This is a genomic window from Nostoc sp., assembly GCF_036919575.1.
In the GTDB taxonomy this organism is placed as follows: domain Bacteria; phylum Cyanobacteriota; class Cyanobacteriia; order Cyanobacteriales; family Nostocaceae; genus Nostoc.
The window spans coordinates 1-23,226 of sequence record NZ_JBALBY010000082.1 but is presented as its reverse complement, the minus strand read 5'-3'; the positions used below and the strand labels follow the sequence as shown (position 1 = coordinate 23,226).

Genomic DNA, 23,226 nt, shown 5'->3' with positions numbered 1-23,226 from the left:
AAATCCTCCGGTACTCATAACTTGGATAATGCTCAATTACGTTAGGATACTTACAGCAGAATTCAGAATTCCGAATCCAGAATTCAGAATTCTGAAGTAAAACAGGGTTTATACCTCACTTTGGGACGAATCGTTGTGTACTTCACTTTCCTTGAAATCTGCTGTAATTAGGTGTTTCTAATCAAATGGTAATTTACTTATGAGTCAACTTGAAAACATTCAAGCTGAGTACGAAAAGTTTCCTGAAGCATTTGAGAGTGTAATCATTAGCACCGTGAGCGCACAAGCAATACCCAATGCTAGTTATGCTCCCTTTGTAATGGATGATTCCAAGAATATCTACATTTACGTCAGTGGTCTTTCGACTCATACCAAAAATCTCTATGCGAATCCTCATGTTAGTGTCTTGTTTATCGAGGATGAAGCTAAGAGTAATCTAATTTTTGCCCGTCGTCGTTTGAGTTTTGATTGTACGACAACTTTGATCGAGCGTGAAACTGACAAGTGGAATCAAATTGTTGAGCAATTTCAAGGGCGCTTTGGTCAAATTATCGAGGTTTTACGCGGCTTGTCTGACTTTCGGATTTTCCAGTTAACTCCGAGTGAAGGTCGTTTTGTAGTTGGTTTTGGGGCAGCCTATCACATCAGTGGTGATAACCTCTATCAACTTGTTCAGATCACAGGAGATGCCGACAAAAAGCAAGGTTAAATAAGTCGGAAGTCGGAAGTCGGAAGTCGGAAGTCGGAAGCGATGCCCTGAGCTACGCCGAAAGGTACAGTTTTATAACGTGGATTTAGACCCACCAAATTTGTTAACAATTCAAAATTAAAGAGAGTTTCAGACTCTTATTTAAACTTAAACTAAACTTTTTAATTTTATGCTTCAGTTTCAACCTCCTGGCTTTGGACATAAAATCATCCATACATCCTTGGGGGCAATGGTTTACTATACCCAAACGAATGCACCTTGGGCGATGCCTGCGGTGGGCAAAGCGATCGCTAATACTGAAGATTTACCCCCATTACTGTTTCTCCATAACTTTGGTGGTGGAGCGTCTGCATACGAATGGTCTAAAGTTTACCCGGCTTTTGCCTCTAATTACCATATTTTAGCGCCCGATTTAATCGGCTGGGGAGAATCGGCTCATCCAGTCCGGGATTATAAAATTAGGGATTATCTCAGCACGATCGCCGAGTTTATCATCCAAACTTGTCGCCAGCCTGTGACGGTGGTAGCTTCGTCTCTAACAGCCGCTTTTGCTATCCGCCTAGCTATTGTTCAACCCAATTTATTCAAAGCCCTGTTTTTGGTGTCCCCCTCTGGATTTGATGATTTTGGAGAGGGTGCTGGACGCAGACTTCCGCTTTCGGTGATCAATACGCCTCTGTTAGACAATTTTATTTACATCCTTGGTGCTGAAAATGAAATTGCAGTCCGAAATTTTTTACAAAGTTTTCTGTTTGCTAAGTCACAACGAGTATCCCAAGAGATGGTGGAGGCTTATTTAACCTCTGCACAACAGCCTAATGGCAAATTTGCCGCCTTGTCATTTTTGCGGGGCGATCTTTATTTTGACGTGAGTTTATATATTCAACAACTGACAATTCCCACCGTCATTTTTTGGGGAGAAAAGGCACAATTTACCAACATTAAATTAGGACGACGATTGGCAAATTTAAATCCAAGTGCAATTCAAGATTTTTATGCGATCGCAGATGCCGGAATATTACCTCATTTGGAAATACCAGAAGTTTTTATTGGGCTATTGCAACGGTATCTTCGGTGAGTGGGGAGTGGGGAGTGGGGAGTGGGGAGTGGGGAGTGGGGAGTGGGGAGTGGGGAGTGGGGAGTGGGGAAAGATGAGGGAGATGAGGGAGATGAGGGAGATGGGGGAGAATAATTAATGCCCAATGCCCAATGCCCAATGCCCAATGCCCATCTCTATAGTGATGCGATCGCCAGAAGCTTCTAAGGAACGTGGATTAAACAAAATGCAAAAGTTCATCCTGTATCTAGCTTCCCTCTCCTTTATAAGGAGAGGGATTGAGGGTGAGGTAATTCTTATTCCTAAGTGGGCTACGGTGTAAATATCAAGGTTTTCACCCTCCGGGTTCGCAGTCGTTTCAAGCGGGGTTTTCACTATCAAACTGCGATGCCTACGGTGGTAACAGAGCTTGCCTGCCCTGAGCCTGCGCCGTACCCTTCGGGATCTTGCTACGCGCAGCGTCTCTAAGAGTTGGGTCGAAGTGTGGGCTGTTCGGTGACGCTACTCATCTCAAGGTAGTCCCAACAGCCTGAAACAACCAAATTTCGTTAATACACAGAATAGTTATTTTGTACAGCGTAAGTCCTAAATTCAACCGAAAATTTATTCTTCCAGGATTTTAGAGATTTTTTCACTTGCACTTATATACAAAGGTTCTCAAGTAAGCTATTATTCTCATGATGATTTGATAGTAATTATAACTAATAAGGTTATCCATGCTTTTTCCCTTCTTGATCATGTTCCGAGAGGGCGTTGAAGCTGCACTCGTCGTGGGGATAATTGCCAGTTATCTCAAGCAAACTGGACGTACCCATTTGATGAAGTCAGTTTGGATTGGCATCGCACTAGCGACTTTAATTTGTCTAGCTGCTGGCATTATTTTGCAAATAACCAGTCAGGAGTTTCCCCAGAAACAACAAGAACTATTTGAAGCGGTAATTTCCATCGTCGCAGTTGGGGTTCTCACCTGGATGGTTTTCTGGATGCGCCGTGCGGCTCGTTCTCTTAAAGGCGAGTTACAGTCTCAAATTGAAACTGCGATTCAGTCGGGCGATAAATGGGGTACAGCACTCGTGTGGATGTCATTCTTTGCAGTCCTGCGGGAAGGTCTGGAAACAGTAGTGTTTCTGCTGGCCACGTTTCAGCAAAATTTGGGAATTCAAGCTCCCGTGGGGGCATTGTTTGGATATGCAGCCGCACTAGCCGTCGGTGTAGGCATTTATCAGGGTGGTATCCGCATCAACTTAAAGCGATTTTTTAAATGGACAGGAGCCTTCATTATCCTGGTTGCTGCTGGACTTTTAGCAAGTGGGGTGAGAGCTTTCCATGAAGCCGGAGTGTGGAATTTACTGCAAACAGTGGTATTCGATGCTAGCGGGGTACTTCCCAATAACGGGTTTCTCGGTTCACTTTTGGCAGGATTTTTTGGATATAACGATGCCCCGACTGTCAGCGAAGCGATCGCCTATTTTGGCTATCTAATTCCTACCATGTCGCTGTTTTTCTTAGGTGATAACACGGCACAGAAGACTACAGCAAGGCATTATTAGCTACTTCAATAATTTTTAGGAAAAGACAACAATGAAAAATGTTTTAAAGTATTCAACAATTATCTGTCTAATTGCCTTGACAGTAGCTGCCTGTGAATCGAACAAATCAAGCGATACTGCCGCGAATAATACTCCAGAAGCTAAAGTAGCCAGCGATACATCTGCTAACAATCCTACAGAAACAGCTTTGGCTGTGACAGATCAAGGTTGCGAACCCAATCAGCTGACAGTAACATCTGGGCAAAACACCTTTGTGCTGACCAACAAAAGCAGCAAACCTATGGAGTGGGAGATTTTGTCTGGGGTGAAAGTCGTTGAAGAAAAGGAAAATATTGCTCCTGGCTTCGTTCAAAAACTCAAAACCAATCTAGAACCGGGTGACTATGACATGGCTTGCGGTTTACGCAGCAATCCTAAAGGTAAAATCACAGTGAAAGCTGGAGGAGATTCTCAAGCCAAAGGGACTGTAAATCAGGGTCAATTAGTCGGTGCGATCGCAGAATATAAAGTCTACGTCACTAAAGAAATTGACCAACTGGTTACTAAAACCAAGATATTGACAGATGCCGTAATTGCTGGCGACCTTCCCAAGGCTCAAAAAACCTATGCATCTGCCCATCTTCACTATGAACGCACAGAACCGGTAGCTGAATTGTTCTCCGACCTCGACAAAAGCATGGATTCCCGTGCTGATGACTTTGCCAAAAAAGAGGCTGACCCACAATTCACCGGATACCATCGCCTAGAGAAAGCTTTATTCCAGGACAAAACTACAAAAGGCATGAAACCCTATGCCGAAAAGCTACAGAAAGATGCACTAGATTTACAAAAGCGCATTGCCACCTTGACCATTGAACCGAAAAACATGGTTGGTGGTGCTGCTGACTTGATTGAAGAAGTGGGTAAAACCAAGATTTCTGGAGAAGAAGACCGTTACAGCCGTACTGACCTCTGGGACTTCAGCGCTAATGTCGATGGTTCCCAAAAGATTGTCGAGTTATTGCGTCCCGTCATCCAAAAAGCCAACCCAGAACTACTGGCGCGTGTGGATGCAAATTTCACCAAAGTTGACCAACAACTTGCTAAGTACAAAACCCCTGATGGTGGTTTTGTTAACTACAATAAGGTGAGTGAAACAGACAAGAAAGAGATGAAAACAGCGATCGCATCTCTTGCTGAAGATTTGTCTCAGCTGCGCGGCACTTTGGGAGTTGAGTAATTTATCAATCATTCCTAGAGGAGGAAACTATGTCTATTACAAAGCAACCAAATTTACGCATTACTCCCCGCATCAGCCGTCGTGACTTGCTCATCGGTATGGCCGCAGCAGGTGGAGTAGCAGCTTTGACCAGTTTGGGTTATCGTACTCTTCTAGGAACACCTCTTGACCCATCTGAAGAGATGGTGCCGTTCTTTGGACTTCACCAAGCAGGTATTCTTACCCCTACTCCTGCATCGGGACTGATGGTCGCATTTGATACAACTGCTGCCAATAAAGCAGATTTAGTGCGGTTGTTCAAAACTTTAACAGAGCGCATCCAGTTTCTCATGGCAGGGGGAACACCCAAGTCGCGCGACCCCAAATTTCCACCCAATGATTCGGGGATTCTTGGGCCTGTAGTGGTTCCCAATAACTTGACAATCACCTTAGCTGTGGGTAACTCACTATTCGATAACCGCTTTGGACTTGGCAACTTGAAACCCAAGCGGTTAGATACTATGCCAGGTTTTCCCAATGACCAGCTTGACCCAGATTTATGTCATGGGGATATACTGTTGCAATTCTGTGCAAATACTGAGGAATCGAATCTCCACGCTTTACGCGACATCATTAAGAACTTGCCTGACTTGATAACTTTGCGTTGGCAAATAGCGGGGTTTCTGCCGCCGAATACCCACAAAAAGCAAGGCAAAACTACGGTGCGTAACCTGCTTGGTTTTAAAGATGGGACAGCAAATCTAGATGCTAGCGATGAAAAGTTGATGAACCGGATTGTCTGGGTACAGCCAAACAGCAGCGAACCAGCTTGGACAGTCGGGGGAAGCTATCAAGTGGTGCGGGTGATCCGCAACTTAGTCGAACACTGGGATCGGACACCACTACAGGAGCAAGAGACAATTATTGGGCGTAATAAGGACTCTGGCGCACCCTTGGGGATGAATCACGAGAAAGATATTCCCAATTATGCTCAAGACCCAAAGGGTCAACAAATTCGCCTAGATGCTCATATCCGCCTTGCTAATCCACGCAAATCAGAGTCGAGTTTGATTCTGCGGCGTGGTTTCAATTATTCACGCGGGTTTGACAAATCTGGACATTTAGATATGGGTTTGTTGTTTGTCTGTTTTCAGGCTGATTTAGAAAAGGGCTTTGTGACGGTGCAAAATCGCTTGATTGGGGAACCTTTGGAGGAGTACATTCGCCCCATTGGTGGTGGATATTTCTTTGCTTTACCTGGTGTTAAAGCTGAAGGAGGTTATCTCGGTCAGTCATTACTAGAAGCATGAGCATCATCGTATCCCAAAGCCCGTAGCGGTTCAGTTAAAAATTTCTTTCTTCTCTGTGCGTCGCGCCAGTTGCTACAACTCTTAGGCAGCGCGGTTTTGGGGTTTCCTCCATGAGCGACTGCCGTGGGAACCCCCCTTCGGGTTTACCAGTCGCCTACGGCGGGAAACCCGCCTACAGCGCTGGATTCACCGCAACGCACTGGCTTCTCTGCGCCTTGGCAGTACCCTGCGGGAAGCCGCTTTGCGTCTACGTTAAAAAATGTTCAACTGTGTTAGTGGGATGGGTAGTAATTCATAACTCTTTCAGCTCTTAAATTAATAATGGAACCGGGGTCAGTTTGAATCGAAACCTGCCTTGTTACCGTTATCGAAGATAACACCGCTATAATTACAAGTTGACGATTATCAGGATAACCAGCATCGACCGTCGCCGCTGTATCAGTCAACCAAGATTTGAGTTGTTCCACAAAGCCAACTGTATGTTCGCAAAACCCAAATCTGTGCAATAGTGATCAACTAATGGTAAATATTCTGACCAAAGAAGCAATTGCTTATGACCACTAAAGACATGTCGCACAATCGCATGACGCGACGCGTGTTTCTCGGTGGTGGCACCGCCGTCGCCCTGATTGCAGCCGCCAAGACTGGTCTTGCCCAGCAACCGACGCCAGCGTCCCAAACGCCGCGCCTCAAAGGGCCACTGGTCTGGTTGGACTTGGATCAAGCCGAACTCGATGCCGCCTATGACCAGAGCGTCTGGGCCGCAAATTTACAACAGCTCCTCAAGCGCTACGCTACCAACAGCAATGACGTGCGTACCCGATTGGGCGCGCCGCAGCGCTATGCCTATGGTGCTACTCCCATCGAGAGACTCGATGTCTACAGGGCCGAGCGCCATAACGCGCCGATCAATATCCACATTCATGGTGGCGCATGGCGCTCAGGTTTAGCCAAGGACTATGCCTTCCCAGCGGAACTCTTCGTGCAGGCTGGCGTACATTTCGTCGTGCTAGACTTCGCCTGGGTGCAGGACGTGGGCGGAAGCTTGCTGCCGCTAGCCCAGCAGGTGCGCCGCGCTGTCGCATGGGTGTATCACAACGCCCAGCACTTTGGCGGAGATGCTAACCGCATCTATGTCTCTGGTCACTCTTCGGGAGGCCATCTGGCTGGCGTCATCCTGACTACCAACTGGCGTCGGGACTTCAACCTGCCGGCTGACATCGTTAAAGGCGGGTTATGCTGTAGCGGTATGTTCGACCTGAAAGCGGTGCGTCTGTCGAGCCGCAGCGAATACATCAACTTCACCGACGAGGTGGAGCAAGCGTTGAGTCCGCAGCGCCATCTGCACCAGATCAACGCTCCGGTGATCGTCGCCTATGGCACACTTGAGAGCCCGGAGTTCATGCGTCAGTCGCGTGAATTTGCAGCAGCCGTGCAGGCGCACGGCAAGCCGATACAGGTATTGGTCGGCGAGGAGTACAACCACTTCGAGATCATCGAAACGCTCGGCAACCCCTATGGTCTCTTGGGGCGTGCAGTGCTGGAGCAGATGCAGCTCGCAGAGAGATACCCAAATTATCCAAGAAGTCACCATTATCCAAGAAGTCACCAAAATTGAGCGTGGTTGCTTACACACCTGAAAACTCTTTGTCCCCCTGCTAGAAGGCTCCCTGCTCCCCTGTGGTCTTAATGATAAGCTCCCCGCGACGGTGGTTAGCAGCTTGTAATAACAGGGATTCAGCAAAAGCGATCGCATCACTTGCAGATTTCCCACCAGCTAATTGCGCTAATTCTTCCCGGCGTGTGGTTAAATTATCCAAGGTAGTAACTCTGACAACGGTACGCTGTTCGCCGTTGTCATTGTTGGCTTTTTTACCTTTACCTGAATTGATAGTTTGTTTATCCACGCGAAAATGGCGATCGGCCATCGCCGCAACTAAAGGCTGGTGGGTAACACATAATACTTGGTTGCGTTGACTTAGCTGGTGTAATTTTTCCGCGATCGCTTGGGCGACTCTTCCCGAAACCCCGACATCAATTTCATCAAAAACCATTGTTCCAGCCACATCAACCTGAGAAAAACAAGCTTTCAAAGCCAGTAAAAAGCGGCTCATTTCCCCACCAGAGGCAATTTCTGTTAAAGGTTGTAGTGGTTCTCCAGGGTTGGAACTAAACATAAAGGTAATTTTATCTGCTCCCATCGCAGTTGGGAAAGTAGGCACGATTTCAACCAGAAACTTTACCTTTTCCATCGCTAGGGGCTTGAGTTGAGATATCAAACGTGATTCTAAATTAGCAGCCGCCTGACCCCGCAGTTGAGTTAACTGATTAGTAGCTTGGGTGAGTTTTTCAAAACACGCCTTTTCTTGCTGTTCCAGACTTTCAATAGATTGTTCACTGTCGTTAAGTTGGGCTAATTCCCCTTGGATACGTTCGTAATAAGCGATCGCTTCTTTTAGTGTCGGCCCATACTTACGACAAATTTGCTTTAATTCCTGAATCCGTTCTTCCACCTCTGACAACCTTTGCGGATCGGCTTCCAAACCATCCCCATAAGCATTAATCTGCCTTCCCACTTCCATTACCGCCGCTTGCGCGTCCCGCACCAATTCCAATAGGGGTTGCAGTTGCGTATCATATTCCACCATGTGATTTAATGTCACTTCACTGTCTCCCAATAAATCTGCGGCGGCGGGAGTTTCATTATCGTTTTGATACAAAGCTTGATAAACTTTGTAACTCATCTGTTGCAAATCGACGACATGATTCAGGCGTTCCCGTTCTTGTCCCAACTGTTCCAATTCATTAGCTTCGCCCAGATTGGTTGCTCCCAATTCTTGCACTTGATAGGTGAGCAAGTCGAATTGTTGCAACCGTTCCCGTTCTGATGTCCGGCGTTTTTCTAGTGCTAGATGTGCCTGTTGGTAAGTACTGAAGCTCTTAGCGACCTGATGACGCTGCTGCATTAGAGAGTCGCCGCCATATAAATCTAACCAGTCGCGGACTTGGGCAGATTGTCCCACTTGTACCGTTTGACCTTGGGCTGTAATTTCCACCAAGCGATCGCGCATTCCTCCCATAATTTGCCGATTTACCAACACGCCATTCACCCGCGATCGGCTGCGGATATTACTAGTAGTGGCTGTGATTTCTCGGCTAATGACTACGGAATTTTCATCAAGCAAATCTATTTCTTGTTCAGTCAACCAAGCAGCTAGGGGAGCGTTTGAAGTGAAAGTCGCTTCTACCATCGCCCGACTTGTCCCCGTGCGAATGACTCGACTAGAGACTTTACCACCCAAAGCAGCATCAATGGCATCCAAGATAATCGATTTTCCAGCGCCGGTTTCACCTGTTAACACATTTAGTCCCGCGCCAAATTCCAATTCCAGTTGGTCAATTAGGGCAAAGTTTTCAATTCGCAGGCAAAGCAACATCAAGCCAAATTCTCCGTGAGGGCAGATGCGGAAACTTCCAATTTACAGGACAATTAAGTATGCTCTTTCAGCAACTAGCAATAGCTACTACTATTGAACTAGTATGCCCATTTAAGTGTAGCAGACCTATTGGTAGTGGGATGAGGGAGATGAGGGAGATGAGGGCGATGAGGGGGATGAGGGTGATGAGGGTGATGAGGGTGATGAGGGTGATGAGGAGAATAACCAATGCCCAATGCCCAATGCCCACTCCCCACTCCCCACTCCCCACTCCCCACTCCCCACTCCCCACTCCCCAATGCCTCAACATATTGTTACAATACTTAACGTGATCGTTCTGACTGGTGGCCTTCTTCATGATTGTTAAGACACTTCCCCCTAGTTCCCGACCGATTCAGGAAGACCGTCCCAACGGCACAAATCGCCGAGGTGAACTGGACGTTATTGATATAGTGCCAGAAAAAAATGGTACACAAGACTTGGTTGTGCAATCACCAAGACTCTTAGCCGCCCAAAAGGTGAGGACAACTGCCCAACCTGAGACGCTTTACGATCCCGTGAGCATAGCGGCGCATTACCAAAACAGACCTCTGCAAGTTGTAGGGCGGATTTTCGCTGTGTTGAGGCCGACTCTATCTTTTGCTTTTGGGTTGTGGTCGGATGGTAAGCGGGGAGTTGTTGTCAAAAATGATCGCCGCCGAGCCACTCAGCTACGAATATTGCTGACCCAACTGGGGCCTGCTTACATCAAAATTGGACAAGCTTTGTCCACCAGACCGGATCTGGTTCCTCCCGTATATTTAGAAGAATTAACTAAGCTACAAGACCAATTACCGCCTTTTCCCAACGAAATTGCTTACCAGTTTATTAAAGAAGAACTAGGCGCACCTCCAGAAGAGGTTTACGCTGAACTCTCCGCCCAGCCAATTGCTGCGGCTTCATTGGGGCAAGTCTATAAAGGTAAGCTAAAAACTGGTGAAGAAGTCGCCGTTAAAGTCCAACGCCCCGACTTAAGAGAGCGGATTGCCATTGACTTGTATATTTTGCGTAAGCTGGCTGCTTGGGTGCAGAAAAAGGTCAAACGGGTAAGAAGTGACTTAGTTGGGATTCTCGATGAATTAGGCGATCGCATTTTTGAAGAAATGGACTACATCCATGAGGGTGAAAATGCTGAACGATTCTTTGAATTATACGGTCATATCCAAGACATCTATGTACCGAAAATTTACTGGGAATACACCAATCGTCGCGTCTTGACGATGGAGTGGATTAACGGCATCAAATTAACCCAGACAGAAGAAATTAAAGCCGAAGGCATAAATGCTCGTTACTTAATTGAAGTGGGTGTACAGTGTTCCCTGCGCCAATTGCTAGAACACGGATTTTTCCACGCCGATCCGCACCCTGGTAATTTGTTAGCAACACCAGATGGTAAATTGGCTTATCTCGACTTTGGGATGATGAGTGAGATTCAGCCAGCACAGCGTTATGGTTTAATTGAAGCGATCGTCCACGTCGTTAACCGCGACTTTGAAGGATTAGCAAAAGATTACGTTAAGTTAGATTTCTTATCACCAGAAACCGATTTAACACCAATTATCCCAGCTTTTGCAAGAGTCTTTGCTGATGCCGAAGGAGCCAGTGTTGCCGATCTTAATATTAAAAGCATCACCGATGAACTATCGGCTTTGATGTATGAATATCCTTTCCGCGTACCACCCTATTACGCCTTAATTATTCGCTCCCTGGTGACGCTCGAAGGTATTGCAATCTTTATAGATCCCAACTTTAAAGTTCTCAGTGAAGCTTATCCTTACGTTTCTAAACGCCTGTTAACTGATCCAGCACCGCAATTAAGAGCATCATTGCAAGATTTGCTATTTAAAGATGGCAGATTTCGCTGGAACCGGTTAGAAAACTTATTACGAAATGCGCGTAATAGTCAAGATTACGACTTAAACTTAGTGCTGAATCAGGGGATAGAATTTCTGTCATCTGAACGCGGTGCTTTCATTCGTGATAAGTTAGTAGATGAATCTGTTAACGGACTCGATGCTTTAGGTAAAAATGTTTTGCATAACTTCACTTCCCTGTTGCGGGAACGGGTAGGATTGACAGCAGTTAATAAAACTCCGGCGGCGACAGTTGAGCAACAACAAACCTTGGAGCATATCAAACATATATTAGGTATTCTCCGAGAAACAAAAGGCTTTGACCCAGTGGAACTTGTACCCCAAATTGCCCAGTTGTTGGTAAATTCAGATGTACAACGTTTGGGTCAACAAGTTGCTAACCGCTTCACGCAAAAGGCTGTAGCTAGGCTAATTCGACAGCTGTTAGTATCGTAGTAAAAGTTATAGCGGTTCTCAGCCCTTGTGAGATAGAACCCCACCCCCAACCCCCTCCCCGCAAGCGAGGAGGGGGCTAAGATAAAGTGAATTACGAATTACGACTTCCGACTTCCGACTTCCGACTTCATTAATTTAACTTTCCTCTTGGGGATAAACATTTTTCTCACGTTTGAGGCTTTCTTCTAAGGCTTGAATTTGTTCACGACGAGCTTCCAATTCTAAGGAACGTCGCGCTAAGTCTTGGTTTTGCAACGTCAGGGATTGTCGCCAATGTTCGGCTCGTTCGGCTTCCTGCTGCAAAAATTCTGGGGTAATGCCGATGGTGAGGTAGCTTTGTACCAGATGGAGTACCCAGTTGGTGGCATCTTCTATTCTTTCAATGTCGCCTGTAGAGGAAAGTTCTACTAAAATAAGCAAGTTCTCACTCATAATCTTTCCCTTTCCCAACAGAATAAAAGCCTCTTCGGGAATTATTGCCCACAAGTTATCAGCTTCTTGACGCGCCAACAAGCGTAACTGGTGCTGGTCTAAAAAATCATTTTTACGCACCTGGGCTAGATATCGCATGAGGGTCGCTTCGCTCCAATTCAAAATTCAAAATTCAAAATTCAAAATTAATAAAAAAATTAATAAAAAAATAAGTGTCAGAATTGATATTTGGATCTTTGTTAATTCGTAATGGGTAATTGGGAGTTATTAAGACTCCCATTACCCATTACAGTTATCCTAAACCACGCAGGCGATCGCGCAAAATTTCCGCTTGTTTCTGTGCTTCAGCTAAAGCGTCCCGCGCTCCCTGTACCACGTCGGCTCTAGCTCTATCGACAAAACTAGGATTGTTTAATCTGGTACTCAGGGATTGAACTTCTGCATCAGCTTTACTCAGGCTTTTCTCTAGTTTGGCACGCACAACTTCAATATCCACTACGCCGCTCAGAGGAATTAGCACTTGTATTGTACCAATCACACCTGCGATCGCATTTTCTGGTTCTTGTGGTTGTTCTAATTCTCTCTGCGGGAAAAACTGGCTCCATAGCTTTTCTCTAGCTTCAGCAGTTAGTAAATTTTGGCTGACAAACCAAGCTGTGTAACCAAAACCAACTAGTTCAAAGAAAGTTCCGACAATGGGAGTCTCATCAATGGCATTTCCCACAGCTAAACCCAATTTACCAAAGATAATCGCCACAATAATTAAACCAATTGTCTTCAAAGCCCTTTGAGGTTTTTTCGCAGCAACAGTTTGGTTTTCTGGCTTGTCAGTAATAGTTAAAGTCTCAACTTTCGCCAAATCTTTAATATAATCCTGTCCAGCAATCAGGATTTCTCGCTCTTTCTCACTCTCAGTTTGCAAATTCGCTGTTACTTTTACCCCTGGTTTAATATCCGCCTCTGCACGCAAATTCCGAATTGTGCGGATAGTAGCAATCAACAATTCAAACTGTTCTTCTAATGCTGAATCAATTAGGTTTGCATCCACCTGGGGATAGATTTGTAATGGTAAAGTTTGCGGTACCGTTGGTTGTTGGGTGAGAGTCTGCCAAATTTCCTCGGTAATATGCGGCATGAAGGGATGAAGTAATTTCAAAATCCCTTCCAGCACGTAGGCGAGGGTTTGCTGTGCTACCCGCCGTGATGTGGGATCTGCATCTGGCTGAAGGCGAGATTTCACCAGTTCAATATACTGATCGCAGAAATCACCCCAAATAAACTCGTAGAGACCTTTTGCAGCTTCTCCCAAACCGTAATTATCGATGTAATTGGTGGTTTGTTTAACAACTTGATGATAGCGCGAGAGAATCCAGCGATCGCTCAATTCTATAGCTACTGGGTTTCCCAATTGTTGCGGCGTTTGTCCATCCAAATTCATCATCACAAACCGGGCAGCATTCCACAACTTATTAGTAAAGTTGCGAGACGCCTCCACCGATGCCGATTCATCCTTTTTGCGATCGTATTCCAATCTGATATCTTGACCCGCACCAGCCACTTCCCTAATTAGGGTATACCGTAGAGCATCAGTACCGTATTTGTCAATTAATAACAATGGGTCAATGCCATTACCTTTGGTCTTGGACATCTTCTGACCTTTTTCATCCAGCACCAAGCCGTGGATGTAAACCGTTTGGAAAGGCATTTGTCCCGTCAAATGCCCAGCCATCATTGTCATTCTGGCTACCCAGAAAAAGATGATATCAAAGCCTGTCACCAAAGTAGTAGTCGGGTAATAAGTTGCTAAATCCTGAGTTTGTTCCGGCCAGCCCAAAGTCGAAAACGGCCAGAGTCCAGAAGAAAACCAAGTATCTAACACATCTGGGTCTTGTTCTAACTTGACATTTTCACCAAATTGCGCTTTAGCTTTCTCCCAAGCTTCAGTTTCCGATTTCGCCACCACAAACGGCGTGTTATCGGTAATTTGCCCATCGGTTTCACTGACAGCGTACCAAGCCGGAATTTGATGTCCCCACCATAATTGGCGAGAGATACACCAATCTTTGAGTTTTACTAGCCAATCACGATAGACCTTTGTCCAGCGTTGGGGGACAAACTCTGGGGAAGTTTGCTGGTCAAGGAATTCGAGACTTTTGTCAGCTAGGGGGCGAATTTTGACAAACCACTGAGTTGAGAGGAGGGGTTCAATAGGTACTTTACCGCGATCGCTGTAGGGAACGGTATGCTTATAATCTTCAATCTTCACCAAAAAGCCATCTGTTTCCAGGCGAGAAACCACATTCTTTCTAGCAACAAAGCGGTCTTGTCCTTGAAACTCCCCAGCGTTGGCGTTGAGAGTGCCGTCTTTATTCATAATGTTAATCAACGGCAGATTGTGACGCTTACCCATGTCAAAATCATTCGGGTCATGGGCGGGAGTTACTTTCACGCAACCCGTACCGAAAGTGGGATCAACAAATTCATCGCCAACGATCGGAATTTCTCGTTGTAGAATGGGCAGAGTTAAAGTTTTGCCAATGAGATGTTTGTAGCGATCGTCATTGGGATTAACTGCTACTGCCGTATCACCCAGCATAGTTTCTGGTCTAGTTGTCGCCACTTCCACAAAACCGGAACCATCGGTGAGGGGATAGCGGAAGTACCAGAGATTTCCATTAACCTCTTGATTTTCCACTTCCACATCAGACACAGCCGATTGAGAAGCTGGACACCAGTTAACTAAATATTCACCACGATAAATTAACCCTTCCTCGTAAAGACGAGTAAACGCCTCGACAACAGCTTTAGATAAACCCTCATCTAGGGTGAACCTTTCCCGTGACCAGTCCACCGAGACACCTAAGCGTCGTAGCTGATTCAGAATCGTTCCCTCAGACTCCGCCTTCCATTGCCAAGCACGTTCTAAGAATTTTTCGCGCCCCAACTCGTAGCGAGTCTTACCCTCTGTCTTGAGTTGCTTTTCCAGCATACTATGCACAGCAATGCTGGCGTGGTCAGTTCCGGGTAGCCACAGGGTATTGCGTCCCTGCATCCGGTGGTAGCGCACGAGGGTATCAATCAACGCACTTTCAAAAGCGTGACCCATGTGTAAGCTGCCCGTGACATTCGGCGGGGGAATGACGATGCAGTAGGGTTCGCCGCCTTTGTTGGGGTCAGCTTTGTAAACTTGGTTGTCTTCCCAGAATTTTTGCCACTTGGCTTCAGTGGAAAAGGGGTCGTAGAGACTGGGGAGATTGGGAATGGTTGCGGTCATGCTGGGCAAACTAAGGAAGGACTTTAATAAATTTTGCCACAGGGTTGGAGAGGGTTTATATGGAAACGAACCGCAGAGGCGCAGAGAACGCGGAGGGAAGAGAGTTGGGAGAGGAGATGAATCGGCTTACGGGAGAGGTGATTGGGGCGGCAATTGAGGTACATAGAGTGTTGGGGGCAGGGTTTTTGGAAGAGGTGTATAAGGAAGCGCTGATTATAGAATTTTTAAGGCGTGGGATACCTCATGTGTTTGAGAAGTCGGTAACAGTGAATTACAAAGGACATGAAGTAGGTAAAGGTCGATTAGATTTTCTAGTTGCCAATCGTCTAATTTTGGAATTGAAAGCTGTTCAAAATTTAGCCCCAATCCACGAAGCTCAAGTCCTCTCATATCTTAAAATGACTCATTACCCCCTAGCTCTGCTCATCAACTTTAACGTCCCCCTCCTCAAAGACGGCATCAAACGCATCATCCTCTCTTCTTAACTCCTCTCTGTGTCCTCTGCGCCTCTGCGGTTCGTTCTCCAAATGCAGGTGTACGCACAAAATTCCTTGAATTACCTCTTGTACAGCTTCTTTACTTAAGCTGCCATCTACCCGAACAATTCGTGAGGGATAGGATGTTGCTAAATGTGCATATCCTTCTTGAACGCGCCGATGAAAAGCGATTGTCTCCTGTTCAATCCGGTCTAGTCCGACTTTGCCGTCTAGTTTGCGAGAAAGTCCCACTTCCACATCGATATCTAGCCAAATAGTTAGATCACTTTCTAAGCCACCAGTCGCAATATAGTTAAGCTGATTGATTAAACTCATGTTAAGACCGCGACCATATCCTTGGTAAGCAATGGTAGAGTCGGTATAGCGATCGCATAAAATATATTTCCCGGCTGCGAGATTTGGTTTGAGTTCTTGTTCAACGTGTTGCGATCGGTCAGCAGCATACAACAAAAGTTCTGTCACTTCTGCAACTGGTTTATCCTCTGCCTTTTCTAGTAGCAAGCGGCGAAGATGTAAGCCTAACTCTGTTCCTCCTGGTTCACGAGTTACAACTACAGAAACACCCAGACTTTCCAACCACTCAGCACAAAGCTGCATTTGGCTGGTTTTACCACAGCCTTCTACCCCTTCAAATACAATTAATTTGCCAATCATGCTTTTTTATCAGAAGAATTCAGGAGTCAGGAGTCAGGAGTCAGAATTCAGAATTCAGAATTCAGAATTCAGGAGTCAGAATGAATTCTGTACGAGATTCTTGAGTTTTAATGTTTGATTCCCTTAAACCGTTCTTGCGCCACTTGAAATGCTTCTTGCATTACCAATTGAATTTTCTGGGGATCGGGTTTCTTACCTCCCATTAAATCACCAAAGTAAACGCAGGCTGCTTCCCCTAGTGCCCAAGTATAGGCGGCTGCCCAAGAAGCTGCGATCGCACTGCCAAAACCTGGTATAAATTTAATTAACTCCCGTGCAATGGCCTGTGCTAAAAAACCACCTGCGATCGCACTCACAACCCCTCCCGCCTGAGATGGCGTAATTGTCTGCCCATATAATTTACCCAACAGACCTACCATTGATACTTGCAAGGCAGTGAGTACCGGCATTGTGGCAAACGGCAGAGGTACAGCCGCGAGGGTGGCAGACATAATCGCAAATGGCAAAATATAACGGCGTGCAGCATCTCGGTAAAGGTTGCCAATTTGCTTCCCAGCTTCTTCTTGATCCAATAACTGATAAATCGCCTGCGCTTCTGCTTGTGGGAGTAGTTCTGCTAAGGAATCTCGCAGTGCTTCTAAGCCATAAAATACCGGAGTGTAGCCATCTTCTTCTAAAGTAAAGTCAATGAGTACAGAGTGGTTAGTTATGCCGACGAAAGCTTGTTGTATTGCGGCAAATGCGCGGTTGACTTCCTGATCGTCTGGCGGATAGGTGGGATGATCGACGATATCGGCAGGATAAACCTCATGCAAGCAGGTAACTACCAAGAGACAGGGAATGTCTGGATATTGCTGGCGCAACTGTTGAGCAATTTGTCGTAGCGTCTCAGTTGCAAAATCATTGATTTTAACCGTCAGAAGCAGAATTCTGGCGGAATGAGTTTCCTGTTGTAAATCGCCAGCTAATTCCTGAATAATTTTTTGAGTATCTTGTTTAACATCACCCAGCCCAACTGTATCAGTAAAAATCAGCAACGGCAGGTCATTGGAAGGATAGGCATAGCGCTGGGTATGTTGCGTGTGGGGACGAAATCCCTGACCGACAATTTCGGCAGAAACTCCCGTCAATCCCCTGACAATTGAGCTTTTTCCGGCTTGAGGTTTACCAATGAGCAGCGCTTCTGTGGTTGGTAGTTCGGCTCGGATTTTCTCTAAAATCTCTGCAACCTGAGCCTCACTCACACTAAACCATTCAACAACTGTCTGTGCCACTTGTTCTACGGGTAAGAGTTGCGTTAGACGTGTTGTTGCGTTATTCCAGACACCACCAATGCGGTTTGTCCAGGAATTATCGACCGACTTGGTAGTTGCTCCATCGGTCGGTTCATTCAATTGCTGAGAATCATTTTGCTCAGTCATTTCCATCCAAACGGTAGATAGCTGTCTTTAATTTAGGACACTTCATGGTGTTTAAGATTGAAATTGTTGACATAGAAAACCCTTTTACTCATCTTATAGCGATTCTCAAAGGGATAACTAGTACCGTTAGTAGTGTTATAAACTTGGGCGATCGCGTTTTTTAATTACCTTTACCGTCTTGCTTCTTTAAGGAGACACTGGCTCCTCACTATGTCTCCATGTTTTAAATCACACGCTGAGTCCGCGTAAAAGCTCTGAGGTTTATCTGTCCGCGTTTGTGCTTTCCTTTGTTGGAATGATCGTCTTTGTTCCAAAGCCTGAGCCAGCAGTGGTAATCGCACCAGCAATAAAATCAAAGGCGAAAGTTGCGATCCCACCTGCCCAGGAGGTAATACCATCACCCACGCCAGAAGCAACACCTACACCGACTGAACCAGTCGAAATCAAACCGCCAAAGGAAGAGTCCAATACAACGACTCATTCCGATGGCTCGCATACCAAAGAAATAGTTGAAACTCGCACATTCCAAAATCCTGATAGCTCAATCTACTTGCTCATTGGACAAAACTAAAATTATTGACAGCCGACGGACATTTAGGGACTTCCAAATAAAAAAATATCCCAAAACTGACGCAAAAACCCTCTCTATATTCTCCTCTCTCTGTGTCGCGCCAGGTGCAACAAGAGTGGCTCGCCGCCCAACGCACTGGCTTCTCTGTGTCTGGAGCGGTTCGTTTATCGAAACAGAATAAAGGCGCCAATCGTCAGAATTCAGAATGAATTCTGACCGAAAAAGCGGATGAATAATCGGTGTTTTTGCACACCCACCAAATTTTATTGTTTTGTGGTCTTCAATCAGTCGCGGGTCCCAATCCCCGACTGATTGATTCTGACACCTCGGCGGAGCAATCCCAAGCTCCGCTTCTGAATTCTGAATTCTTCTTCAACGGATAGGTAATTCAATCACAAACTCTGTGCCGTAACTTTGTGTTGAATGGAAAGTTAACTTGCCGCGATGATTGTTAACTACAATTTGGTAAGCAATAGATAAACCTAGCCCTGTTCCTTTCCCGATGGTTTTTGTGGTGTAGAAAGCATCGAATATTTTTGTCCGGTCTGCTTCGCTGATTCCTGAACCATTGTCGGCAATTCGGAGAATAACTCGTTCTCCAATTGACTCAGTTTGAATCCGAATCACACCAGGATATTTGGAAATTTCCTCAAAATCTTGATTTTTTTGGATTTCTTCAATTGCATCGAGGGCATTGCAAATCAAATTCATAAAGACCTGATTTATTTCACCTGGATAGCACTCAATAGGTGGCAATTCTCCATATTCTTTGATTAGTTGGATTGTCGGACGATGAGCATTTGCTTGGAGTCGATGACCGAGAATTAGTAGGGTGCTTTCTAGACCTTCATGCAGGTTAGTTAGTTTATTACCTGCTTCTCTGGAGCGAGAGAAGTTATTCAACGATGACACAATTTCTATAACACGATCTGTACCAACTTGCATGGATTGAATAATTTTAGATAAATCATTTAACAAAAAGCTGATATCTTTTGTTTTAATAGCATTTTGAATTTCCACAGGTGGGTCGGGCAGATACTTTTGATATAGCTTGAGTAAATCAACAACCTCCTGAACATACTCTTCTAAAAAATTTAAGTTGCCAGCTATAAAATTGATCGGATTATTCACCTCATGGGCAATTCCTGCGGTCAGATGACCCAAGGTTGCTATCTTTTCTGCTTGGATCAGTTGGGTTTGAGCCTGTTGTAATTCCGCGTTTTTGGCAATCAAAGTTTTCGTCAAATTTCTCAGCTTCAGTTGGTTCTCTATTCGCACGAAGACCTCTTCATACTGAAAAGGTTTGGTAATGTAGTCTACGGCTCCCAATTGCAATCCTTTAACTTTATCAGCAGTATCTGAAAGAGCAGTCATAAAAATAATTGGAATATCTTGGATACGAGGATCGCTTTTTAGGTGTTTACAAGTTTCAAACCCATCCATACCCGGCATCATCACATCAAGCAAAATTAAATCAGGTAAATGATCGTTGTCTAATTTTTGAATGGCTTTTTCACCACTACGAGTCGCCCAAACTTCAAAGTTAGACTGATCCAAAAAGCTCGATAAAACTTCTAAGTTGGCAAGGTTATCGTCAACGACTAAAATAATTCCTCTGGCAGGATCGCAATTCAGAGAATTTTTTTGGTTGCGTATGATCGCGGTCATGCTGTTTTTACCTCATATTGAGTCAAGAACTTGAGGATTAAATCTTCGTCAAACTGCCTCGCTAGTTGCCGCAATTGGTTAGCAAAGGGAGCGAGGTTTGTGTCTGTTTCCTCTAGTTTATCGGCCAATTTGAGGATGGCATTGAAGTTACCTTTACTGGCTAAGGTCAGCAGTTCTTGTAATACATCGGGGGCAGGAGGAGTCAATTTATCTGATGAGCGATCGCTTGTTATAGCCAAAGAGTTGATTTCAGACTGAGACTGCTGATAAATCCACGCCAAACCTAAGTTAAACTCTAATTGATGCAGTAATTCATCTACTTGTACAGGTTTATTTAAAAAGGTGTCACCTCCTGCTTGCAAACTGCGATTTTGGTCAGTTTCAAAGACACTAGCAGAAGAGACGATAATCTTGACATCTGCAATATCTGGGCTATGACGCAGGTGTTGAATCAATTCAAACCCATCCATTTCTGGCATGAACAAATCTGTAATCATCAGGTCTGGTTTCAGAGCGATCGCTTTTTCTAATCCTTCTTTACCGTTGATAGCTTCAACGACATTAAAACCCAGTGGTTGCAGTAAGTTTGTAATTACTGTGCGATTCTCCCAGCGATCGTCTACCATCAGAATGGTGCGCGGGCTACCTTCAAAGCCAATGATTTGTCTCTTCGATGCAGCCATCGCAGACTGCACCCATTGACTGGCTTCAGCGATCGCCATCTCAAACCAGAAAGTACTACCCTGACCGATCTGACTCTTAAGATGGATATCGCTACCCATCATCTGCACCAACTGCTGAGTAATAGCTAAACCCAGCCCCGTCCCTTCGGTCTGACGCTTTTTCTCTCCTACTTGTTCAAAGGGCAAAAAAATCTTGCCCAACTCGCTGGGAATTATCCCAATTCCCGTATCTTCTACACTCAAGCGAATGCAATATTTTACAGTCTGCCCATCACCAGGAAGTCGATCGATTACCTCAACCTTGAAAGTAACTTTACCCTCATCTGTAAATTTGATCGCGTTCCCCAGCAGATTCAAGAGAACTTGACGTAATCTTTTGACATCGACATGAACCCCAGTCGGCAAGTTGCTCGCGGGTTCATAGACAAACAAAATGCCTTTTTGTTCTGCCCGAATCTGGCAAATTTCCGCGATTCCCTGTAAAAAAGACGGGAAATGCACATCATGAGGATACAGTTCCAGTTTTCGCGCTTCAATTTTAGAAAGATCCAAAATGTCATTGATTAAAGTCAGCAGATGAGAGCCACACTGTTCAATAATGTTTACATGATATTGCTGTGGCTCTGGCAAATCTTGGGAACGCAGCAAAATTTGAGCGCAACCTAAAATACCATTCAAGGGCGTTCGCAGTTCATGGCTCATGTTAGCTAAAAATTCGCTTTTAGCATGGTTTGCAGTATCAGCCGCCGCTTTGGACTTTTTCAGTTGAGCCTGTTCAAACGCTTGCACCCTCCACAAGACAGCGATCATCATCACTGTTAATCCGGCCAGAATTAGGGCGATAAAATCGAGGAATTGCAGTCGAGATTCAATATTTTGGCGCGGAATTACCAGAGCTACAGACCAATTAGCTTCTCGCAACGGTAGATATGCAACATACTTTTTGGTGCCATCAATTTCCATCAACTGAATTCCCTGTTGTTTATTTACCATCTGCTGCGCGATCGCATTTAAATTGCGATCGGCAATTTTCAGCAGGCTGGGTGCAGGTTTTTCTAAGGTTGACATGAAAGTTGAGTTGGGATGGACGATCGCTTCTCCTTGAGAATTCAGAGCAAATGCATAGCTATTTTCGCCGTAGCGCAACGAGTTGACAACTTCAACAATGTGATCGACCTTAACGTTACCGTTGAAGACACCAATTGGTGAACGACTCTGAGAAGAATTTGACCAAATGGGGGTGGCGATCGCAATTAAAGGAATGCCTGTGGAACGGCTGATGAAGGGATCAGAAATGTTGCTTTTTCCGGCTAGTGCTTTTTGAAAGTAGTCTCGATCCTTAATATTCTTATTTGATCGACCAACCATAGTATTAAAATACGAACCATCCGGGGTAGCTATTTGGAAAACGAAAAATTCATTGATCCGGTCAACTTCTGACTTTAAATAGGGTTCTGCTACAGACCAGTCTAAGGAGCTTACAGTTGAAGTATGAGCAAGGGTTTGCACCTCCACTTTCCGAACATGCAACCACTCCTCAATTTCATCAACCCCTCTTTGTACTTCTAAAAAAGCTCTTCCTCTCAGCTCTTCTAGGGTTATTTGCCGAGCAGCTTGATAACTAAAATAAGCAGAAATACTCACAATAAGAGTAGTGCCGCCGAGAAGAAATCGGATCAGCAAACTGTGCGAGGAATGAATTTTGGCATCAGATGGGCTGGAGTTGGCTTTGATCAAATATTCCTTCCTTAAACAATTGGTTCGCTAACTAGAAAAAAGGACTATATTTAGATTGCCCAAAAAATCATTGATAATCGCAGCCTTGATTGTTACCCATCGCAAAATAAACTTAATTATCCTTTGATCGTAAATAGACGATGCTGTAGGGGAAAAGCCATGCTAAACCCCTACGAGAGATGTGGTTTTTCACCTGATACATATTTGCTATTTCTTGTCAATGCGTAACTCCTAATTGGTTAAAACCGTACTTCGTTTCAAAACCTCACCCGCAACCCCTCTCCGAACTCACGGAGAGCAGGGTGGTTTCATAGGAAAAAAGAAAAATACATTAATAGGACTTACGCATTGACAGACATAACCAAATGTGAATTACCTCTCGTTACAAGGCTCTGCCTTGTAATGCTCTTGTGGGAGGGCTGCTGCCTCCCAGTTTGACAGGAGGCAGCAGCCCTCCGAGTGATCACATTCCCAGGCAGAGCCTGGGAACGAGGCAGGGCAAGACTTTTAGGACAAAACTAAAGTTATGGAGAGCCGACGGACGTTTATCTATAGCGGTTCTCAATTGCATGGAATACAGACCACTCGTAGGGGCACAGCATTGCTCATTGGTGTCAACTTAAGCAAAAAGTCAGCATAAGATGTAATCTAAGAACATTGCAATTGATGTTCTTAGTGAT

At 45.1% G+C, this 23,226-nt stretch carries 18 protein-coding genes; 9 read left to right on the top strand and 9 right to left on the bottom strand.

Annotated elements, in window-relative coordinates; genetic code table 11:
- The first annotated feature begins 199 nt into the window (after positions 1 to 199).
- Both V7K27_RS21195 and V7K27_RS21190 read left to right on the top strand, forming a co-directional pair.
- Positions 200 to 709, top strand: a complete 510-nt coding sequence (locus V7K27_RS21195) for a HugZ family pyridoxamine 5'-phosphate oxidase (protein WP_334950050.1) — start codon at positions 200 to 202, stop codon at positions 707 to 709.
- Positions 710 to 878: 169 nt separating this feature from the next.
- A complete protein-coding gene (locus V7K27_RS21190; RefSeq protein ID WP_334950049.1) occupies positions 879 to 1,787 on the top strand; it encodes an alpha/beta fold hydrolase in 909 nt (302 codons plus the stop codon).
- Here V7K27_RS21190 and V7K27_RS21185 read toward each other — a convergent pair.
- Positions 1,733 to 1,933 carry a hypothetical protein gene (locus V7K27_RS21185; RefSeq protein ID WP_334950048.1) on the bottom strand — a complete coding sequence of 67 codons (201 nt, stop codon included), beginning with the start codon at positions 1,931 to 1,933 and terminating at the stop codon, positions 1,733 to 1,735. The two genes, V7K27_RS21190 and V7K27_RS21185, sit on opposite strands and share 55 nt — an antisense overlap.
- Before the next feature lie 549 nt (positions 1,934 to 2,482).
- Between V7K27_RS21185 and efeU the strand changes: the two genes are divergently transcribed.
- From efeU to V7K27_RS21165, 4 genes are all read left to right on the top strand, one after another.
- The gene (gene efeU, locus V7K27_RS21180) at positions 2,483 to 3,316 is read left to right on the top strand and encodes an iron uptake transporter permease EfeU (RefSeq protein WP_334950047.1); all 834 of its coding nucleotides are present in this window, start codon (positions 2,483 to 2,485) and stop codon (positions 3,314 to 3,316) included.
- 31 nt (positions 3,317 to 3,347) lie between these two features.
- Positions 3,348 to 4,535, top strand: coding sequence for an iron uptake system protein EfeO (gene efeO, locus V7K27_RS21175; RefSeq protein WP_334950046.1), 1,188 nt, complete (start codon positions 3,348 to 3,350; stop codon positions 4,533 to 4,535).
- A gap of 29 nt (positions 4,536 to 4,564) precedes the next feature.
- A complete protein-coding gene (gene efeB / locus V7K27_RS21170; protein WP_334950045.1) occupies positions 4,565 to 5,824 on the top strand; it encodes an iron uptake transporter deferrochelatase/peroxidase subunit in 1,260 nt (419 codons plus the stop codon).
- A 553-nt stretch (positions 5,825 to 6,377) separates the two neighbouring features.
- Positions 6,378 to 7,442, top strand: a complete 1,065-nt coding sequence (locus V7K27_RS21165) for an alpha/beta hydrolase (protein ID WP_334950044.1) — start codon at positions 6,378 to 6,380, stop codon at positions 7,440 to 7,442.
- 40 nt (positions 7,443 to 7,482) lie between these two features.
- Here the strand turns inward: V7K27_RS21165 and recN are convergent, their stop codons facing one another.
- Positions 7,483 to 9,261 (bottom strand): DNA repair protein RecN, encoded by a 1,779-nt coding sequence (gene recN / locus V7K27_RS21160; protein ID WP_334950043.1) that lies wholly within the window; start codon positions 9,259 to 9,261, stop codon positions 7,483 to 7,485.
- Positions 9,262 to 9,387: 126 nt separating this feature from the next.
- On the bottom strand, positions 9,388 to 9,546 hold the full coding sequence (locus tag V7K27_RS21155) for a hypothetical protein (RefSeq protein WP_334950042.1): 159 nt from the start codon (positions 9,544 to 9,546) through the stop codon (positions 9,388 to 9,390).
- A gap of 71 nt (positions 9,547 to 9,617) precedes the next feature.
- Here V7K27_RS21155 and V7K27_RS21150 point away from each other — a divergent pair, with 71 nt between their 5' ends.
- The gene (locus V7K27_RS21150; protein ID WP_334950041.1) at positions 9,618 to 11,609 is read left to right on the top strand and encodes an ABC1 kinase family protein; all 1,992 of its coding nucleotides are present in this window, start codon (positions 9,618 to 9,620) and stop codon (positions 11,607 to 11,609) included.
- Positions 11,610 to 11,744: 135 nt separating this feature from the next.
- Here the strand turns inward: V7K27_RS21150 and V7K27_RS21145 are convergent, their stop codons facing one another.
- Positions 11,745 to 12,179 carry a hypothetical protein gene (locus V7K27_RS21145; protein WP_334832148.1) on the bottom strand — a complete coding sequence of 145 codons (435 nt, stop codon included), beginning with the start codon at positions 12,177 to 12,179 and terminating at the stop codon, positions 11,745 to 11,747.
- 154 nt (positions 12,180 to 12,333) lie between these two features.
- On the bottom strand, positions 12,334 to 15,315 hold the full coding sequence (locus V7K27_RS21140; RefSeq protein ID WP_334950040.1) for a valine--tRNA ligase: 2,982 nt from the start codon (positions 15,313 to 15,315) through the stop codon (positions 12,334 to 12,336).
- A 59-nt stretch (positions 15,316 to 15,374) separates the two neighbouring features.
- On the opposite strand from V7K27_RS21140, the gene V7K27_RS21135 reads away from it, so the two are divergent.
- Entirely contained in the window at positions 15,375 to 15,800 is a 426-nt protein-coding gene (locus V7K27_RS21135; RefSeq protein WP_334950039.1) for a GxxExxY protein, read from the top strand.
- On the opposite strand, the gene tmk is transcribed toward V7K27_RS21135, so the two are convergent.
- Both tmk and V7K27_RS21125 read right to left on the bottom strand, forming a co-directional pair.
- A complete protein-coding gene (gene tmk / locus V7K27_RS21130; protein ID WP_334950038.1) occupies positions 15,729 to 16,466 on the bottom strand; it encodes a dTMP kinase in 738 nt (245 codons plus the stop codon). The genes V7K27_RS21135 and tmk overlap by 72 nt on opposite strands.
- 107 nt (positions 16,467 to 16,573) lie before the next feature.
- Positions 16,574 to 17,887, bottom strand: coding sequence for a GTPase family protein (locus tag V7K27_RS21125; RefSeq protein WP_334950037.1), 1,314 nt, complete (start codon positions 17,885 to 17,887; stop codon positions 16,574 to 16,576).
- A gap of 295 nt (positions 17,888 to 18,182) precedes the next feature.
- Here V7K27_RS21125 and V7K27_RS21120 point away from each other — a divergent pair, with 295 nt between their 5' ends.
- On the top strand, positions 18,183 to 18,458 hold the full coding sequence (locus V7K27_RS21120; protein WP_334950036.1) for a hypothetical protein: 276 nt from the start codon (positions 18,183 to 18,185) through the stop codon (positions 18,456 to 18,458).
- A 372-nt stretch (positions 18,459 to 18,830) separates the two neighbouring features.
- On the opposite strand, the gene V7K27_RS21115 is transcribed toward V7K27_RS21120, so the two are convergent.
- Together V7K27_RS21115 and V7K27_RS21110 are read right to left on the bottom strand one after the other, a co-directional pair.
- Complete coding sequence (locus tag V7K27_RS21115; RefSeq protein WP_334950035.1) at positions 18,831 to 20,126, bottom strand: sensor histidine kinase; 1,296 nt, start codon at positions 20,124 to 20,126, stop codon at positions 18,831 to 18,833.
- On the bottom strand, positions 20,123 to 22,546 hold the full coding sequence (locus V7K27_RS21110) for a hybrid sensor histidine kinase/response regulator (RefSeq protein ID WP_334950034.1): 2,424 nt from the start codon (positions 22,544 to 22,546) through the stop codon (positions 20,123 to 20,125). The genes V7K27_RS21115 and V7K27_RS21110 overlap by 4 nt, the downstream gene beginning before the upstream one ends.
- Positions 22,547 to 23,226: the final 680 nt, after the last annotated feature.

Excerpts from the sequence above, each read along its gene's own strand:
- V7K27_RS21195 (WP_334950050.1), top strand. The coding sequence starts at position 200 with ATGAGTCAACTTGAAAACATTCAAGCTGAGTACGAAAAGTTTCCTGAA.
- V7K27_RS21190 (WP_334950049.1), top strand. The coding sequence starts at position 879 with ATGCTTCAGTTTCAACCTCCTGGCTTTGGACATAAAATCATCCATACA.
- efeU (WP_334950047.1), top strand. The coding sequence starts at position 2,483 with ATGCTTTTTCCCTTCTTGATCATGTTCCGAGAGGGCGTTGAAGCTGCA.
- efeO (WP_334950046.1), top strand. The coding sequence starts at position 3,348 with ATGAAAAATGTTTTAAAGTATTCAACAATTATCTGTCTAATTGCCTTG.
- efeB (WP_334950045.1), top strand. The coding sequence starts at position 4,565 with ATGTCTATTACAAAGCAACCAAATTTACGCATTACTCCCCGCATCAGC.
- V7K27_RS21165 (WP_334950044.1), top strand. The coding sequence starts at position 6,378 with ATGACCACTAAAGACATGTCGCACAATCGCATGACGCGACGCGTGTTT.
- recN (WP_334950043.1), bottom strand. The coding sequence starts at position 9,261 with ATGTTGCTTTGCCTGCGAATTGAAAACTTTGCCCTAATTGACCAACTG.
- V7K27_RS21150 (WP_334950041.1), top strand. The coding sequence starts at position 9,618 with ATGATTGTTAAGACACTTCCCCCTAGTTCCCGACCGATTCAGGAAGAC.
- V7K27_RS21145 (WP_334832148.1), bottom strand. The coding sequence starts at position 12,179 with ATGCGATATCTAGCCCAGGTGCGTAAAAATGATTTTTTAGACCAGCAC.
- V7K27_RS21140 (WP_334950040.1), bottom strand. The coding sequence starts at position 15,315 with ATGACCGCAACCATTCCCAATCTCCCCAGTCTCTACGACCCCTTTTCC.
- V7K27_RS21135 (WP_334950039.1), top strand. The coding sequence starts at position 15,375 with ATGGAAACGAACCGCAGAGGCGCAGAGAACGCGGAGGGAAGAGAGTTG.
- tmk (WP_334950038.1), bottom strand. The coding sequence starts at position 16,466 with ATGATTGGCAAATTAATTGTATTTGAAGGGGTAGAAGGCTGTGGTAAA.
- V7K27_RS21125 (WP_334950037.1), bottom strand. The coding sequence starts at position 17,887 with ATGACTGAGCAAAATGATTCTCAGCAATTGAATGAACCGACCGATGGA.
- V7K27_RS21120 (WP_334950036.1), top strand. The coding sequence starts at position 18,183 with ATGATCGTCTTTGTTCCAAAGCCTGAGCCAGCAGTGGTAATCGCACCA.
- V7K27_RS21115 (WP_334950035.1), bottom strand. The coding sequence starts at position 20,126 with ATGACCGCGATCATACGCAACCAAAAAAATTCTCTGAATTGCGATCCT.